15 protein-coding genes are annotated in these 16,425 nt (G+C 54.0%); 10 read left to right on the top strand and 5 right to left on the bottom strand.

The features are described from left to right. Positions 1-234: 234 nt before the first annotated feature. The 5 genes from J2Z18_RS02055 to J2Z18_RS02035 all read left to right on the top strand — a co-directional run bounded on the left by J2Z18_RS02055 (position 235) and on the right by J2Z18_RS02035 (position 6,618). On the top strand, positions 235-2,295 hold the full coding sequence (locus J2Z18_RS02055) for a TerD family protein (RefSeq protein WP_376773042.1): 2,061 nt from the start codon (positions 235-237) through the stop codon (positions 2,293-2,295). Positions 2,296-2,565: 270 nt separating this feature from the next. Further along, entirely contained in the window at positions 2,566-3,069 is a 504-nt protein-coding gene (locus J2Z18_RS02050; RefSeq protein ID WP_007129065.1) for a DinB family protein, read from the top strand. A 317-nt stretch (positions 3,070-3,386) separates the two neighbouring features. Continuing rightward, on the top strand, positions 3,387-4,304 hold the full coding sequence (locus J2Z18_RS02045) for an SMI1/KNR4 family protein (RefSeq protein ID WP_210094093.1): 918 nt from the start codon (positions 3,387-3,389) through the stop codon (positions 4,302-4,304). Positions 4,305-4,723: 419 nt separating this feature from the next. Continuing rightward, complete coding sequence (locus tag J2Z18_RS02040) at positions 4,724-5,980, top strand: response regulator (RefSeq protein WP_244869284.1); 1,257 nt, start codon at positions 4,724-4,726, stop codon at positions 5,978-5,980. A 38-nt stretch (positions 5,981-6,018) separates the two neighbouring features. Beyond that, a complete protein-coding gene (locus tag J2Z18_RS02035) occupies positions 6,019-6,618 on the top strand; it encodes a class D sortase (protein ID WP_376773048.1) in 600 nt (199 codons plus the stop codon). Between the two features lie 191 nt (positions 6,619-6,809). On the opposite strand, the gene J2Z18_RS02030 is transcribed toward J2Z18_RS02035, so the two are convergent. Genes J2Z18_RS02030 through J2Z18_RS02020 form a run of 3 tightly spaced genes read right to left on the bottom strand, consistent with a single transcriptional unit; the run spans position 6,810 to position 9,689 of the window. Beyond that, complete coding sequence (locus J2Z18_RS02030; protein WP_210094091.1) at positions 6,810-7,415, bottom strand: response regulator transcription factor; 606 nt, start codon at positions 7,413-7,415, stop codon at positions 6,810-6,812. Further along, positions 7,412-8,533, bottom strand: coding sequence for a sensor histidine kinase (locus tag J2Z18_RS02025; RefSeq protein WP_210094090.1), 1,122 nt, complete (start codon positions 8,531-8,533; stop codon positions 7,412-7,414). Before J2Z18_RS02025 ends, J2Z18_RS02030 begins: the two co-directional genes overlap by 4 nt. A 19-nt stretch (positions 8,534-8,552) precedes the next feature. Continuing rightward, positions 8,553-9,689: a DUF418 domain-containing protein gene (locus tag J2Z18_RS02020; RefSeq protein WP_007129059.1), complete on the bottom strand. Its 1,137-nt coding sequence runs from the start codon at positions 9,687-9,689 to the stop codon at positions 8,553-8,555. A 216-nt stretch (positions 9,690-9,905) separates the two neighbouring features. Between J2Z18_RS02020 and J2Z18_RS02015 the strand changes: the two genes are divergently transcribed. From J2Z18_RS02015 to J2Z18_RS01995, 5 genes are all read left to right on the top strand, one after another. Then, the gene (locus J2Z18_RS02015) at positions 9,906-10,805 is read left to right on the top strand and encodes a 3-hydroxyacyl-CoA dehydrogenase (protein WP_210094089.1); all 900 of its coding nucleotides are present in this window, start codon (positions 9,906-9,908) and stop codon (positions 10,803-10,805) included. Positions 10,806-11,192: 387 nt separating this feature from the next. After that, complete coding sequence (locus tag J2Z18_RS02010) at positions 11,193-12,665, top strand: protein adenylyltransferase SelO (protein WP_210094088.1); 1,473 nt, start codon at positions 11,193-11,195, stop codon at positions 12,663-12,665. 392 nt (positions 12,666-13,057) lie between these two features. Next, complete coding sequence (locus J2Z18_RS02005; RefSeq protein ID WP_210094087.1) at positions 13,058-13,585, top strand: class I SAM-dependent methyltransferase; 528 nt, start codon at positions 13,058-13,060, stop codon at positions 13,583-13,585. Positions 13,586-14,060: 475 nt separating this feature from the next. After that, on the top strand, positions 14,061-14,522 hold the full coding sequence (locus tag J2Z18_RS02000; protein ID WP_210094086.1) for a VOC family protein: 462 nt from the start codon (positions 14,061-14,063) through the stop codon (positions 14,520-14,522). Positions 14,523-14,671: 149 nt separating this feature from the next. After that, complete coding sequence (locus J2Z18_RS01995) at positions 14,672-15,205, top strand: DinB family protein (protein ID WP_210094085.1); 534 nt, start codon at positions 14,672-14,674, stop codon at positions 15,203-15,205. A 189-nt stretch (positions 15,206-15,394) separates the two neighbouring features. On the opposite strand, the gene J2Z18_RS01990 is transcribed toward J2Z18_RS01995, so the two are convergent. Together J2Z18_RS01990 and J2Z18_RS01985 are read right to left on the bottom strand one after the other, a co-directional pair. Continuing rightward, positions 15,395-15,784, bottom strand: a complete 390-nt coding sequence (locus J2Z18_RS01990) for a DUF5367 family protein (RefSeq protein ID WP_210094084.1) — start codon at positions 15,782-15,784, stop codon at positions 15,395-15,397. 17 nt (positions 15,785-15,801) lie between these two features. Further along, entirely contained in the window at positions 15,802-16,410 is a 609-nt protein-coding gene (locus tag J2Z18_RS01985; protein ID WP_210094083.1) for a TetR/AcrR family transcriptional regulator, read from the bottom strand. Positions 16,411-16,425: the final 15 nt, after the last annotated feature.

The raw sequence follows: 16,425 nt of genomic DNA, 5'->3' as shown, positions 1-16,425 counted from the left end.
TCACGGCCACATGGCCTGGAACCGAACACACCTTCAGGCTATTGCGATCCTTCCTTCTATTTCAAATTGAGCGAATTAGGGTCGCAGCTTCCCTGAGGGATGTTGATTAAGAGAGGAGGCATCCAGGCTATCTTGTACCTTCCTTCTAAACTACCTTTCACGTATTTAGGGCAAGGCTTTCCTGGAATCCTGATGATAAATAATACCATCTATTTACGAAGAGCGAATAAACTTATGGTGGAGCGAGGGCAAGGGGAGAGCCGGCTTTCGGAAGCGGTTTTGGCCACTGCCCTGAAAAATATCGAGTTTCTTGGATTTACGTTCTCCCACCCATTGATGCACGTCATTCGTACATTATCCATGGAGCAGTTTTCCGAATTCTATGCCCAGCTAGTCGCTGACCTTAGCGTTATGGTCGGTGCACATGTGGAGTATCAGCCGATGTATCCCGGATTCCCGCAGCAAGTGATGGAGGAAGACGATGCAGCGCTGTATCTGAATGCGGTCTACCATTATCTTACGCTGGAGGCTCCCGATCATCCTGGTGTGGTAAGACCTACTTTGCTGGATAAAACCCAGCTGACCGTCATCGAGCTTGGAAGCCAAGCCGAGTTCCATATGATGATCCAGCAACTAATTCAAGCCAAGACGTCCATTTCGGACACGGACCGGCAGGACATCGATACCGCGATCGCGAATGCCGAGCCGGAGGAGCTGGAAGAGCTGCTTCCTTCCGAAATTCCGTTCAAGGAAAACGCCGCCTTCGTCGCAAGCTCCTTGCTGAAGCATGACAAGGCAAACATCAACCTGATCGAGCGCTACTTCAAGACGGCAACGGATGTATTGCGTCTGGCAGCGGCTTGGTCGGGGGGCGATGTCAGCCTTACCGCGCCTGTGCGCTTCCGTAAATTCAAGCGCCCGGAAAGACGGCTGCTGCTCGGATTGCTGGAGCGATGCCACCCGATAACGGAGGATATGCTGAGATTTAAAGACCGCTGGATTCGCCTTGGCGAGATTCTACACCCTTCCGAATACAAGTCGCGTTTTCCGCGTGCGGAAGAAGCCTTCGATATCTTGCGCAATAACAAGCCCTTTACGACCTTCAACGGCAGCGTAGAGCTCGCCTTCCGCTATGATCAAGTCTGGTCCCTCATCGATCTCTTGATGAAGCGTCCCGGCGAATTCGCGAGACGGCTGGATCAGCTGCTGCGCTCGACCGAGCATACAGAGTATGTCGTGCTTGCATTTGGAGAAGTCGCGGATCAAGTGTCGACGCCGGTGTTATTGCAGGTGAAGTCTCATTTTGCCCGCCGCCATGAGCCGAGCGACCTTCGCATCTTCTTCCCGAAAGGCAATGTGGCTAAGGCGTTTGCGGTTCCGAATAATCTTCCGAAGGTGGATCCTGGGGCTTGCGAGGACATCGTGAACCTATGTGACCAGGTATTAATCCAGCGGTTCTCCGAGCTGCCGCCGCTTGGGAAGACCTATATCGACCAACGCTTGCAGCACTACCACGTCCCGTTCTCACAGCGATCGGCCAGTAAAGCTTTGCGTACGCTCGTACGCGGAAGCCGCATCCCGATGGGGGATGGGGATACCATACGGTTCTTCAGCTGGTGGAAAGAGGGAATGGTCGACGGCCAACCGACCGGCCGCGTGGATATCGACCTGTCCGCAGTGATGTATGACGGGAACTGGCAGTATGTGGAGCATATTTCGTATACGAATCTGCGGTCGTCCAAGTACCGTGCCGTGCACAGCGGAGACATCGTATCCGCCCCGCAGGGCGCATGCGAATTCATTGATCTCCATATCCCTTCCATCGTCCAGTACGGCGGGCGCTACATCGTGGCAACCCTTCATTCTTATACGAGTCAGCCGTATTGCGAGCTGCCGGAGTGCTTCACGGGCTGGATGATGCGTAAAAAACCCGGCTCCGGGGAAATCTTCGAGCCTGCCACGGTGGTCAACAAAATCGATGTCACCGCCGACACGCAGATTGCGATTCCCGTTATCCTTGATCTGATGGAGCGCACGGTCATTTGGACCGATCTGTCCCTGACGCGGCATCCGCATTACTATAACAATGTCGAAGGGAACCAGAAGGGAATGGTTCTGATGGGGAAAGCCATGACGGCGCTTCGGAAACCGGACCTGTACGATCTGTTTATGCTCCATGCAAAGGCACGGGGCGAGTGCGTCGAACAGAAAGATCAGGCCGAAACGGTTTTTTCGGTGGATCATGGAACCACGCCGTTTGATATCGAGCAGATTATGGCGGAATACCTGGTTTAATCGCATATGCTTGATGAGGGCACCTATTGACGGTGCTCTTTTTTCTTCACGAACACATATTGAAATCAGTATGAATTAAGATCATCGCTAAATTCGCCACATAATAATGACAAACCTTGTCACTATTAACGGTTAGGATAAAGATAAGGCAGCCGGTCCAATAACCATGTAAATGAGAACCGGAACTTCAGCTAGGGGAGGACCCTGGAACAGAGCGGATGGGCGAGCCAAATAACATATGATTGTTAAAAAATAAGGAGGACTGCGCTTATGTATGTAACAATTTCGGATTTTGTTGCGGAGTGGAAGAGGGAGGCTGCATTAACTCAGCAGGTATTGAACGGTTTGACGGATGCCTCGCTGCAGCAGAAGGTGTACGGGGAAGGACGAACGTTGGGGAGAATCGCCTGGCACTTCACCACGAATATCCCGGAATATTTGTCAGAGTTCGGAATTACCATCGAACAGATCCCGAATGCGGAGGAAGTCCCTGCTTCCGCGAAGGAAATTGCCGATACCTTTGCGGAGATCAGCGACCGGGCGGCTCGCGCCATTGAGGAGCAGTGGACGGATGCCTCGCTGCAAGCGGTGCAGAATGCCTTCGGAAGAGATGAATCGAATGCGTCCATCTTAATGGGACTCATCAAACACATTGTCCACCACCGGGGACAGGTTACGATTCTAATGCGTCAAGCGGGATTAAAGCCTTTTGGCGTATACGGGCCTCCTAAAGAAGACTGGATCCATTTCGGGGTGGAACAGCCGCCGCAGTAAAAAAATCATGACATGACCGAAAGCTCAGGCGCTAAATTTCAAACCAATCACACGTCAAGCTTATCAGCATGGATGATTGGTTTGTCCGATGTTCACCGTTTTCTGGCCGCGAATCCTCACAGGGATTGCGGCCTTTTGCGGTATTGGCGCCTAACCCGCAGTTATTGACCCACCCCACCCTGCGCACTACTCCAACGGGAAGCATTCGTACAGCACCTTTGCAGGTCCAGCCTTACTAACGATAACGATACATGATGTGGAGTCTGCCGTGCCGGAAATGGTATAATTCTACTAAAGTATGAGAGGGGGCAAGGCCAATGAGGGAAGAACTCTTGGAACAGCTCGAGGAATGGCATGAAGAGGATGAATTCGAAGCGATCGTAGATGCGATCACGGAGATTCCGGAAGAAGAACGGGATTACGTCCTGACAAGCCATTTGGGCAGAGCGCTGAATAATCTGGAGCGCTACGAGGAGGCGGTTGAGCAGTTCTTGTCGATTGCGGAAGAAGGGCAAGAGGACCCGCTCTGGCATTACCGCATCGGACTGGCCTATTATTACCTGGAGCAATATGACAATGCGCGCGAGGCTTTCGAAGCCGCAGACGGGCTGGAGCCGGGGGATGAGGATACGCTGGAGTTCCTAGAGTGGATCCGGAGTAAAACGGAGGAGCAGGAGCATAATGCCGCTAATGCCGCTGTGTCAGCAGTTGAAGCTCCAACAGAGCAGGCGTTTATCTCTGCCGACATGGATGTTACGGATTTTTGGGATGATGGCGCGGAAGCTGCCGATTCGTATACCATGGCGCCGCCGACGGACGATTTGGTTGAATCCATCCAGGAAGAGCTGGTTTTTAAACTGCCGACAGCCTATATTCAGATGATGAAAGTACATAATGGCGGGATTCCCCGCAGAAGGTTTTTCCCTGTACAATCGGGGGATGCAGCCGATGGCCGCATCGAGATTACGGGCATGCTGGGCATCGGCCGAGAGAAGAAGCATTCGCTCTGCGGAGAAGCCGGCAGCCGGTATATGATCGAGAATCGAGGCTACCCGGAGATCGGTGTCGTTCTATGCGTGTGTCCTTCCGAATCGGAAGCGGTCATGCTGGACTACCGGGCAGCCGGCAATGACGGAGAGCCCGAGGTCGTTCATGTTGACCAGAGACATCCGGACAAGATTACCCGGCTTGCGCCGAACTTCCAAGCTTATGTTCAGGGATTGGTGCAAGCGTAAACGCCTTTTTTGAACATCCACCGTTGATAAAGAAGCTTCGCCCGAAACCAAGCCAGTAGAAGAGCCATGCTGCTGGAATTCAGTTGCGGCACACCGGTTACAGGAAAAGAAAACAACCATACGATAAAAAGCTGTTCAGAGAGGAGCGTGAGCTCTTACTCCTGAGCAGCTTTTTTACAATGCTCCATTAGTCGGCATTACGCCGGGAGCCTCACCACAAATAATTCCAACTGCGACAAGTAAAAATTGTAATCGAATATCAAAAGTAACATTCTATTGTGATAAGATGAGTATAAAGACTTAGAATAAGCATTCAGAAAATATTCAACGCAACATGCCAATATATAGAAGAAATGGTGTTGGACGATTGGGGGAGCTGTTCGCTGGTTTTGCGTGAGATGGACCACGAGAAGTCATTCATGACTGCAAAAAACCAGGAACATCACTTCATCTATAAGGAACCCGGTTCAAGGGGGATGGCGAGCCTGCAGAAGGGGGAGAAGAGGACCTTGAAGGTCATGTTCGTCGATGATGAAATACTGGCTACACAGTATTTAAAGAGACTGCTGTTACAAGAAGAAGCTGCCGCCGATTTCCAGTGGGTTGGCGAATATCAAAATCCATACGAAGCATTAGATGCAGCCCAATCAGAGGAGCCTGATGTCGTATTTCTGGATATCGAGATGCCGGAGATGACCGGCTTTGAATTGGCGGAGCGTTTATGGGAGGTTCGGCCTCAGCTTCAGATCGTGTTTGTGACCGCCTATGATGATTATGCGATCAAGGCATTTGAGGTTAACGCGCTGGATTATCTGCTGAAGCCGGTGCTTCCTTCAAGGCTTTCCGTTACGATCGACCGAATCGTGAAAGGTTCGCTAACAAAGCCGGCAGCAGTTGTCAGCCGTACCGAAGATGAACAAGAGCCAATAACCCTCTGCTGCTTGCAATCCCTGCACTATAGGGAGAACGGGGAGCCTAAGCATTTTCCATGGAAAACGTTAAAGGCCCCGGAGCTGTTCGCCTACCTTATTTACTACCGGGGGAAGACGGTGAGCAAGCAGACGCTCATGGATCTGCTGTGGCCTGTCCACGACCCGCACAAAGCCGTGACGCAGCTCCATACGGCCATTTATCAGATTCGGAAAATGATCAGAATGTGCGGGCTGGATGCCCGAATTCATTATCATGACGAGAGCTATCGGCTGGAGCTTGCGGGTAAGCTGGACGTGGAGAAATGGGAAGACAGGTTGAGTAAAGCGCCGGAGGTAATGCCGGACACGCTTTCCACCCACCAGTCGATCATGGATGTGTACGAAGGGGATTTCCTGGCGGACCACCGGTATGTGTGGGCGGAGCCGGAGCAGGAACGGCTTCGGCTGCTATGGCTCGAGCATGTCCAATCCGTCGCAGCATGCCATGTCGAGATCGGCCAGTATGCGGAAGCCGTAAGAATCCACCAGCAGGTGATCGAGCGGCTGCCGTATTTGGAGGACGGCTATGTCGGATTGATGTATATCTATGCTTCGCTGCATCATCACTCTGAAGTCAAAAAGATGTTTCAGCGAATGAAGGAAGTGCTGCTCGGGGAATATGAGGTCCCCCTTTCGGACAACATCGTTCAATGGTACAAAGAGTGGGAGCAGACCATTGAGGTCGCTGATGAGCAAGGGGCGTGAGTGAGACCATGATCAAACGGGCATTGCCTGTTCTATTCATCATTGCAGGAATAATCCTAATATTCTATCCGAAGCTGACGGAAAGGGTTCAGCAGGCGGAACAGGAGCAGCTGGCCCGCGAATGGCAGGATAGTCTTCAACAGATCAGCGTTGTGGATGATCGTCAGGCGTCAGGGAACCAGGAATCCAATGAAGCAGCCGGTGGAGCGGGTACATCCGATCATGCCTCCATCAAATCTGAAGGGGAGCTCGAAGTGATGCTTGCCATCCCCAAGATCGATCTCAAGCTGCCTGTATTGCATGGGGCGACGAAGGAGAATCTGAGGACGACATTGGCCAGCATCGAGCATACGGGAAGACCCGGGGAGATCGGTAATTTTGCCGTTGCCGGCCATCGCAACCGAACCTATGGAAGGAACTTTAACCGATTGGATGAGCTGGCCGTGGGCGATGCCATCGAAGTGGATACGGGTACCCGAGTATTTAAATATGAGGTAACCGAAAAGCTGATCGTTAAGCCGGAGGAAGTCTGGGTGCTGGAAAGCGACGGGAAGAATAAGGAGGTTACGCTCGTGACCTGCCACCCGATGGTCAATCCGACGCATCGGCTCATTATTAAGGGGAAGATCATCTCATAAGATTTCCCGCGGTAATATGGATCTCATTGATTTATGATAGGTCAGATTCTTATAACGATTTGATGGAACAGCCTGCCGGCAAGCGGCAGGCTGTTTTTTTCGTGTCTACATGAGATATATATCGGAGAAACTAAATACTTCAGGCCACAATACTGCTAAAGTCACCATATCACGCTTTTACGGCTTAACGCCTACAGCCAGCCCTTATCCTCCGCGATCGCGACCGCCTGCTGCCGGGACTCGGCGTCCAGCTTCTGAATGGCCGAAGAGAGGTAATTGCGAACCGTTCCTCGCGTCAGGAACAGAGCCTTGCTGATGTCCTCGGTCGTCATCCCTTCCTTGGTCAGGCGAAGCATTTCGATCTCCCGCTCGCTGAGCGGGTTCTCCTCCTTCATGAAGAGCGCTGCCGCCAGGTCGGTGCTGACGACCCGCTCGCCCTTCATGACCCGGCGGATGGCCTCGATCAAGTAATCGATCGGCTCGTCCTTTAGCAAATATCCCTCGACCCGCGCATCCATTGCTCTTTGCAAATAACCGGGGCGCGCGAAGGTCGTGACGATCATGATTTTGCAAGGCAAGCCGGCATGGCGTATCCTCTCGGCTAGCTCGAGCCCGCTAATATGAGGCATCTCGATGTCGAGCACGCACACATCCGGCTGATGGAGCGAGATGGCTTCCCATGCCTGTTCTCCGTCCGGCACCTCCGCCACCACCTCGATGTCGTCCTCGAACTGGAGCAATGAGGCGAATGCGCCGCGAAGCATTTTCTGGTCTTCTGCAATCACGATTCGGATCATGCGGGGTCCTCCTTTTTATGCTGGCGTAACGGGAGCATTAAAGACAAGGTGGTTCCCCCGGCTGGGGAAGCGGCAATGCTAAATGAGCCTCCCAGCATCTTCATCCGCTCCTTCATCGAAGGGATGCCGTTTCCGCCGTCCGGCTCCTTGATCCCGGTGCCGTCATCCGCAATGTGGATCTCGTAGGCTTCGTCCTTGGCCTCGATCCGGATGGTGCATCGCTTGGCGCGGCTATGCTTGATGATGTTGGTCATAGCTTCACGTACGCAGAGCGCAAGCATCGTTTCCTCCACGCTGGATAACAGCGGGGACTTCTCCGGCTTCTCGATCCTCAGCTCAATCCCTGCCGTACCCAGCAGCTTGACGGAATGCTCCAGCTCGCAGGCCAGGGAGATGAATTTCATCTCCGATACCAGCTCTCTCACTTGCTTAAGGGCCGTCCTGGAGCTGTCCAGAATCTCGCCAAGCTCCCGTTTGGCCTGGGCAGGATCCTTATCCACCCATCTCGTCGCCAGCTCGGTCTTCATCTTGATCATCATCAGGGTCTGTCCGAGCGTATCATGAAGATCTCTCGCGATCCGCTGACGCTCCTCCTGCTGGATATACATGGCGATCTGCTGGTTGGCTTCCTCCAGCTCGCCCTGCAGGCTTTTTGCTTTCTCCCGAATATAGATAATGGCCGGGTACAACGTTTGAATGATCATAACCGGCAGGTAAATGGCATTCTCCGTCTTCAGCAGCGGCTCCTGGCGGATGACGAACACCAGCAGATACGAGAGGGCAATAGCAGCACTGCCGATAGCAATCTGCCCTTTGGACCTGGACTTGCCGAGCAAGTCGGCAAAGAGGATGCCGAATAGCAGGATACCCGGCCCAATAAAGATTCCGAGCACGGTAAGCGTACCCTGGCCTGATAACACGGCTGCCAGAAGCCAGCCGCTGCGGCGCCACAATGCAATATAAAACGAAACCAGGAACAGCAGGAGCAGCAGAAGGCTGCCCCACAGTCCCGGTGCCGTATCCGAGCTTAACACCCGGTAGAATAAAAACACCGTCAGTACGAGGTCGATCAGCAGATAATTTTTGATTTGGTCTCTCGGGTACAACTTATGAAACATATCAAGCCCCCAATTCTGGCTATCTCGATTCAAAGAGGCCTATCGCTTGTTTGCGGACGGTTTCCATAGGTCCTAGCTTAAAGCCCCGAAGCCATAGGGATGAAATGCACAGCAGGACGATGCAAATCATCAGCCAGATGGCGATGATGGCTGCAGAATTCAGCTTGCCGGCGAGCCCCAAGCCCCAGCCGTAGAAGAGGAAGGAGGCGATGATGTTTTGGAGCACATAGCAGCTCAGAGACATTTTCCCGGCGTTCTCCAGGAGGCGCCACAGCCATTCCCACTTCGTATATTGTATCATTCTAGCAATGATTGCTATATAGAGGATGGACATCAGCGGAGCAAATAAATAGCGCACCGGCAGATCGAATGCGCCGCCTGGGATGAAAATGAGCAGGTTAAGCGGCAACCCGATAAACAAGCCGAGTTTAAATAGGTTCTTTCGTATCCTTTGGCCCTTTTCATCCGGGGAAAACACCCCTGCACGCATGAAACGAACCCCCAGCAGAAACAGAAATATGTTGGATGGAATCGTTAATATGGCTTCGATCCGAAGCGGAAGGAAGTTATCCAGCCGGTACCGCACCTGCTCCATCCACGTACCTTCTTGATATAGAGCAACGATACTGTCAAAGCTGCCCATCGATACCTGCCCGCTAACCGCCAGCATCAATCCCATTAAGCCGAGCAGCACAACCGCGCAGACACTGCCGATGACCGTCATCGAACGGGCGATGAGCCGGTCGCCGCCTTTTACGATAAACGCCGCTATGATTGCCGTAATCCCATAGCTCATTAAGATGTCATATTCCATAACCAGTATAAAATGCAGCAGCCCCTCCAGGAACAAAAACAGCACAGCCCACAGATAAACGCCCGGCCATGGCTTTCCCTTCCGTTTGGCCTGCCGATACTTCATTTCGAGCCCGACGCCGAACATGATCGTCAATAGTCCGAGCAGCTTCCCGTTCACAAGGAATAACACGATCATGCGAAGAAGATCATCAATTCCCCACCAGCCGGAATATTCAAAGGTTGTCATATAATTGAGGTCTCCCGCATGCGCGAAGAGCCAAATATTCGTCCCGAGTGTTCCGAGGATGGCGAATCCCCGCAAAATATCCAGCAGACGAATGCGTTCCTTTCGTTGTTCCATGGTTCTTTCCCTCTCTCCTTATCGTTCTCTCTTACAGCTTTATTGTAGATTCGGCCGGTCTGCCGCAACATTCACACCTGTAAAGAGATCCTTATGACACCTGTCATAAAGTTAGGGAAGGCTGGGGTCATCCCGAGAGATTGGGGGTATGTATTGTAATAATTGGGGGATTGTATACGGAAAAAGGGTTAACTAAGCGATAAAGGAGACATCATCATGAATTTCAAACACATTACGGTTGCCGGAAGCGGCGTATTGGGAAGTCAGATTGCCTACCAGACCGCATTCAAAGGCTTTCAGGTATCGGTATACGACATTAACGATCAGGCGCTCGAACGTGCGAAGGAGCGGATTGCGGAGCTGAAGCCGCATTACCGGCAGGATTTGGGGGCGACCCAGGAGGAAACCGATCAAGCCTTTGACCGAATCTCCTTTCACAGCGATTTAGCACAGGCCGTGGCCGAGGCGGATCTGGTCATTGAAGCGGTCCCTGAGGTGGTGTCCATCAAAACCGAATTTTACGCCAAGCTGGGACAGGCCGCTCCTGCCAAAACGGTGTTTGCCACAAACTCCTCGACGCTGCTGCCAAGCCAGTTTGCCGATTCGACCGGACGGCCGGAGCGGTTCCTGGCGCTGCATTTTGCCAATGAAATCTGGAAGAACAATACGGCTGAAGTCATGAAGCATTCAAGAACGGACATGCAGGTGTTTCAAGATGTCATTGACTTTGCTAAGGCAATCGGGATGGTGGCGCTGCCGCTCCATAAGGAGCAGCCGGGGTATATTTTGAATTCCCTCTTGGTGCCTCTGCTTGAGGCGGCCCAGCGTCTGTTAGTCCGGGAAGTGGCCGACGTCGAGACGATCGACAAAACCTGGATGGTGGCAACGGGCGCACCGCTTGGTCCGTTCGCGATCTTGGATGTCGTCGGCATCACCACAGCCTACAATATCGGACAAGCGAAGGCGGATGCGACCGGGGATGGAGAGTTCGTTCGGGTGGCGAACCTGCTGAAGACGGAGTATATCGACAAAGGAAAGCTTGGACGGGCGACCGGAGAGGGCTTCTACAAGTATCCGAATCCGAGCTTTGCGGATCCGGATTTCCTAAAGAGCTGATTAAGCGGACGTTCCCTGAAGATGGCCTGCCGAAGGAGCAGTCCTGCACGCGTCTTATGCGCGCGTGCTGCATTCGGGCTGCTCTTTCCGCATTCGGCCGCGAACAAGGCAAGGCCCGCAATTTGGCGCTAACCGATTACCGGGGAGCAGGTATGCCATGTTTGGCGAAGCAGGCGGAATAGCGTAAACTAAAGGGTAATGGCTGGGTTGATCCCTTAAGCCGTCGGCAAGGAATAATACAGGAGAGCCGGTACAATCTATAAAAGGCTGAAGTCGAAATGGATGATACATAGAAGATGTACAGCAATCATGGAACTCATTGTTGCGAGCATAAACGAAGAGCATAATCCGAGAAACGTATAATGAAAATGAAAAAGGAGACTTCCGATGACCAATGAATCAACGCCAGCTGCAGGCTGGAACTTTGACAACAGCTACGCCCGCCTGCCGGAAACGATGTTTACCCGGCTTGACCCAACGCCTGTGCGCGCTCCCGAGATCGTCATCTTCAACGAGCCGCTAGCCGCAGCGCTTGGGCTTGATGCCGAGTCGCTGCAGGCCGAAGGCGCAGCGGACGTATTCGGCGGCAACCGAGTCCCCGAGGGGGCCGAGCCCCTCGCCCAAGCTTATGCGGGGCATCAGTTCGGGCATTTCACGATGCTGGGCGACGGCCGCGCGATTCTGCTGGGCGAGCAAATCACGCCCGAGGGAAAGCGGATGGACATTCAACTTAAGGGTTCAGGCAGAACCCCATACTCTCGCGGCGGCGACGGCCGAGCTGCACTTGGCCCGATGCTGCGCGAATACATCATCAGCGAGGCGATGCACGGGCTCGGCATTCCGACTACCCGCAGTCTGGCGGTAGTGACAACCGGGGAGGAAATTTTCCGCGAAACCGAACTGCCTGGTGCCATTCTTACCCGGGTCGCGGCGAGTCATCTGCGCGTCGGCACCTTCCAGTATGCCGCGAATTGGGGGAGAGCCGGGGAGCTGCAGGCGCTTGCCGATTATACGATTCAAAGGCATTACCCCGAGGCGGAGCAGGAGGAGAACCGCTATCTGGCGCTTCTGAAGGCGGTCATTCGGCGACAGGCTTCCCTGATTGCCAAGTGGCAGCTGGTCGGGTTCATCCACGGCGTGATGAACACCGACAATATGGCGCTTAGCGGGGAGACGATCGACTACGGGCCGTGCGCCTTCATGGACGCGTATCATCTGAATACGGTGTTCAGCTCCATTGATGTGCAGGGTCGGTATGCTTACGGGAATCAGCCGCAGATCGCCGCTTGGAATCTGGCGCGTTTCGCCGAGACGCTGCTGCCGCTTCTGCAGGAGGACGAGAAGCAGGCAATCGCGACAGCCGAGGAAACGCTGGGCGATTTTGCCGAGCTGTACCATCGCCACTGGCTCGAAGGCATGAGGTCGAAGCTCGGGATCGTGAACGAGGAGGAAGAGGATGAAGAGCTCGTGAAGAGCCTTCTCCACCTCATGCAGCGACACGGAGCGGACTACACGAACACCTTCCGTGCTTTGACGCTGGGCCGGCCTGAGGAGACGGGTCTGCACGGCAGCGCCGATTTCGCACAATGGCTGGAGCTGTGGCGCGGCAGATTAGACCGGCAGGAAGCGTCCGAGGAGGAGTCGAAGCAGCGGATGCGCAGCAGCAATCCGGCGATCATCCCGCGCAACCACCGGGTGGAGGAGGCGCTGGAGGCTGCCGTGGAGTCCGGTGACTACAGTGTGCTGAAGCGTCTGGTTGCGGCCTTGGCGAATCCGTACGCTTATGTCCCCGAGCAGGACGAATATTGCACGCTGCCTCCGCAGTCAGGCCGTCCCTACAGGACCTTTTGCGGAACCTGATGCAGCCCCGATAGAGGCATGGGCTTGGTTTGTTCATCGCACACGGTTCTCCTTATGCGCACGAAGCGGGAACAGAAGGGATCAGAGTAATCCGAGCCTATCATACAGCACAGCACAACCCTGCGCCATCTGGTGCAGGGTTTATTGACGTTGGTTCTTTGTTTGGTGACGATCAGGCGCGCCGGAAACCTCCATCGGCTTTCGGGGAGCGGGAAACTGCACCGCTGATCATGAGCCATGCTTATCCTAGTAAAGCTGCCGCGCTCGGTCATCTCAGCGGTCCCGGTGCATCATTCAGGCAGCATTCTCACTTGGTCTCGTATCATGGCACACATCGCATATGCTCAAAATAAAATAAAGGAATGAGTACAAGCGAAGGAGGCGATGAACCAGTGAGAATCAATTGGCATGAGGACTTCATCCTCTTTCTGACAAGCATCGTCCGGCCCAAAGTATACGTGGAGCTGGGGCTGTACCAATGCGCGCTGTTCAACCGGGTCATTCCGTTTGCGGAAACCCTGATCGGCGTTGATCTGAACGGTGAGGCCGGTCAGCATATGCAGATGACCCCCAAGACGCGGTTCTTCCATGGAACGACACAGGCCTTTGCCCAGGAGCTGGCGGCTCGCCCGATGCAGATTGACATGCTGTTCATTGACGCCGATCACTCCAGAGAAGCCGTGCTGCAGGATTTCTATGATTTTTTCCCTTATGTGTCGCCGCACGGCCTGATCCTGCTTCATGATTCGCATCCGGGGAGCGCTGAAATGATGGACCCGACGCTATGCGGGACCGCTTATCAAGCGATCGATGAGTTATCCAAAAAGACCGATGCTTATGAGATGGTGACGATTCCAATTTCGCCGGGGCTGACGATTTGCCGCAAACGACGGCAGCAGCTATCCTGGCAGGAAATATAGCCGCCGGGGCGTACAGGTCGCTTGGCGGCTCTGCGTCTTATTTCCAACGCTTCTTGGCACGGGAAGGAGGCACGTCCCCCTCTTCTAAACGGATTGAAGAGTGACGTTCCGTTAGTAGGACGGATGTTGGGCAGATGAGATGATGGATGATCATTCGATCGATTTCTTTTCTCCGGCGGTTGGCCTTGATGCCTTCCGCCTTTTTGCGTTGACGGCTTATGCGGGCTGCTCATGTAAAAGCGGGTGGCGGCGGGGAGGGATAAGCGGCTGGCTGGCCGGGCGGGCTGAGCCCCCGCTTCGGAATTCTGGCTGGCGTGAGCCGTATTTTTGCAGGAAATCGGGAGGCGGCAGACGAATGTAATCAGAAATATGCCGAGCTATTTTTTTGGAAAGGTGTTTGGTTTTGGCTCCGGAAAGCGTTTCTTATCATGAAAGAGAATAAGAGAATAAACCCAGTGAGAGGAATGAACTGTAAATGTCGAAGGTTCAAGGAAATGCTTTAAAAGCCGTGTGTTCCATCTATGTACCGGTCCGTGACCCGCTAAAGTCGGCGGCATGGTGGCAGAATAACTTTGGGCTTGAGTATGCCGTACCTTATAATCCAGCGGAAGCTCAAGTGATTTTGAAGCTTTCCGACGGGCAATGGCTGCACTTGGTGGAAACCGAAGGCCCGCACAATAATCAGTTTCCAACGAGGGACGGATATGAAATGTTTCGGTTTACCTTTGAAGTCAGGCAGATCGAGGTGCTGTATCATAAATTGAAAGAAAATGGCGTCGTAACGGATCAGCTTCAGGACCGTCACAGCTGCGGAATCAATTTCGTATTTTATGACCCGGATGGGAATAAATTCGATGTGAATGAAGTCGTGGACCAACATCGAACCCCGGAAGAGGCCGAGAAGGTGAGAGCAGCATTATTCCATCCGGTGGGCTAGGGGTCAGTGGAAGACACCTCTGAATGTGTTCTGCATCAAAAAAAACCGCGACGGCCGCAAGATTTCGCTCCAGCAACGGTGCTCGGCGTTACATAACGGCGGTCAACCACATCATGACCATGATTTAACTTTATAGGGGGAAGGCTCTTATGAATTTCGAGTTAAATGAAGCCATTGCGCTATTGGAACGGACGCCGGCAGCGCTTGCGGCGTTGCTGTCCGGCTTGCCGGAGGGCTGGCTGACGAGCAACGAAGGGGAAGGCACCTGGAATGCTACCGAAGTGATCGATCACCTTATTGAAGGGGAGCGAACGAATTGGATGCCGAGGCTGGCGTTTATGCTGGAGGAGGGGGAGGGCAAGCCGTTCCCTCCTTTTGACCGGTTTGCCCATCTGTCCGAAGGGAAGACGGCGTCGACGGATGAACGACTGCAGACCTTTAAGGAGGCTCGGGCGCAAAGTATCGAGAAGCTGAAGACGCTGGTCCAATCGGAGCATCAGCTGGAGCTGACGGGCGTGCATCCGGCCTTCGGCGTTGTGAAGGTACGGGAATTGCTCTCGACTTGGGTGGTGCATGATCTGACGCATCTGGCCCAAATCGCCCGGGTATTAGCGGAGCGGTACCGGATGGATGTCGGCCCTTGGGTGGAATACTTGGGCATCTTGAACCGGACGGGAAAATAACGGATCGGAAAAAGACAATACGGATGCCATTCGAGAGGATGGGCATCCGTTTTTTTCGCTTGCGAAGGGAGGCGAGGCAGCCTAGCCGAGGGTGATGGCTCGGTCGATGAAGGCCGGCCGCGTCTGCCTCTGCCTTTATTCTGCCTTATTCTGACCGTCACGGCGTCCCTGTGTCCCGACATCCAGGCGTCATGGCTGATCACGACTGGGGCTGCCGCTCAACTGCCCGAGCAGTCCTCCCAGAAGAATGAGCGAATACGCCCACAGCAGCCAAACGAAGAAGAGGTGCAGATGGGCTTGTGGAAGTCCGGGGAACACCAGGTCATGAAAAGCTACGCTGAAGAGGTCCAGCAGCATCCCCGGGATCGCCACCAGCATGGCAGCCCGTGGGCGCTCTGAGGAAGAGAGCTCCCGGGCACGAAACAGCGCCCGAAGCGTCAGCAGAATCAGGGGAACGATCCCAATAAAGGACAGCCAGATGAGGGGCTGGCCGGGATCGATCAGCGCACCTCCCCAAAATCGGAACACGAATGTAGCGGCCAACCACAGCAGGAATCCTAAGCTGATCCAAAACCGCATGGCTTTGCAGCTCCTTTCTAACTTGAAGTGTTGGATGAATCGGAGGATTTCTCTATCCAGGCGGAGGCTGCCCCGATCAGCTCCGCATACACCGCTTCCGCCTCAAACTCCGGATCGAGAAGCGCCTGAAGCGCCAGGCCGTCGATAAGGGCGTTGACCATCATGGCCCGGTATTTCAGGGAGGGGCCGGACATCTCCATTTCCGGGAAGAGCCGGGCAAGGAGGCCGGCAGCATGCGTGTTCTCACGCTCGACCATGCCCTTGAGCTGGTCGCGGAGGGCATAGTTCTGCAAGCTGTGTACCACCAGCGAGAAGAACAGCGTATGATACGATTTCTCCGCGCAGCGGTCACGGGCGGCTTCCAGCACGCGGACCATCGTATCACGTCTGCTGCCATCCTGCGGATCCGACCCTGCCGTTTGCCAGGACGCATCACAGATGGAGCGGACGATTTCGAGCATGAGCTGCTCTTTGGTTTTGAAATGGTAGTAAACCGTCCCCTGCGTCACACCGGCTCCTTCGGCCACGGCTTTCAACGTCAGCTTATCGAGTCCCTTCTCTTGAATGCATTGCTGGGCTGAGGCGATCAATTCCTCTTTCGTAATCCGTTGAGGTCTTGCCAACATACCCACCTCCAGTAT

This window comes from Paenibacillus lactis, assembly GCF_017873605.1.
Classification (GTDB): Bacteria; Bacillota; Bacilli; order Paenibacillales; family Paenibacillaceae; genus Paenibacillus_AQ; species Paenibacillus_AQ lactis.
This window is presented reverse-complemented; position numbering and strand designations above follow the sequence as displayed.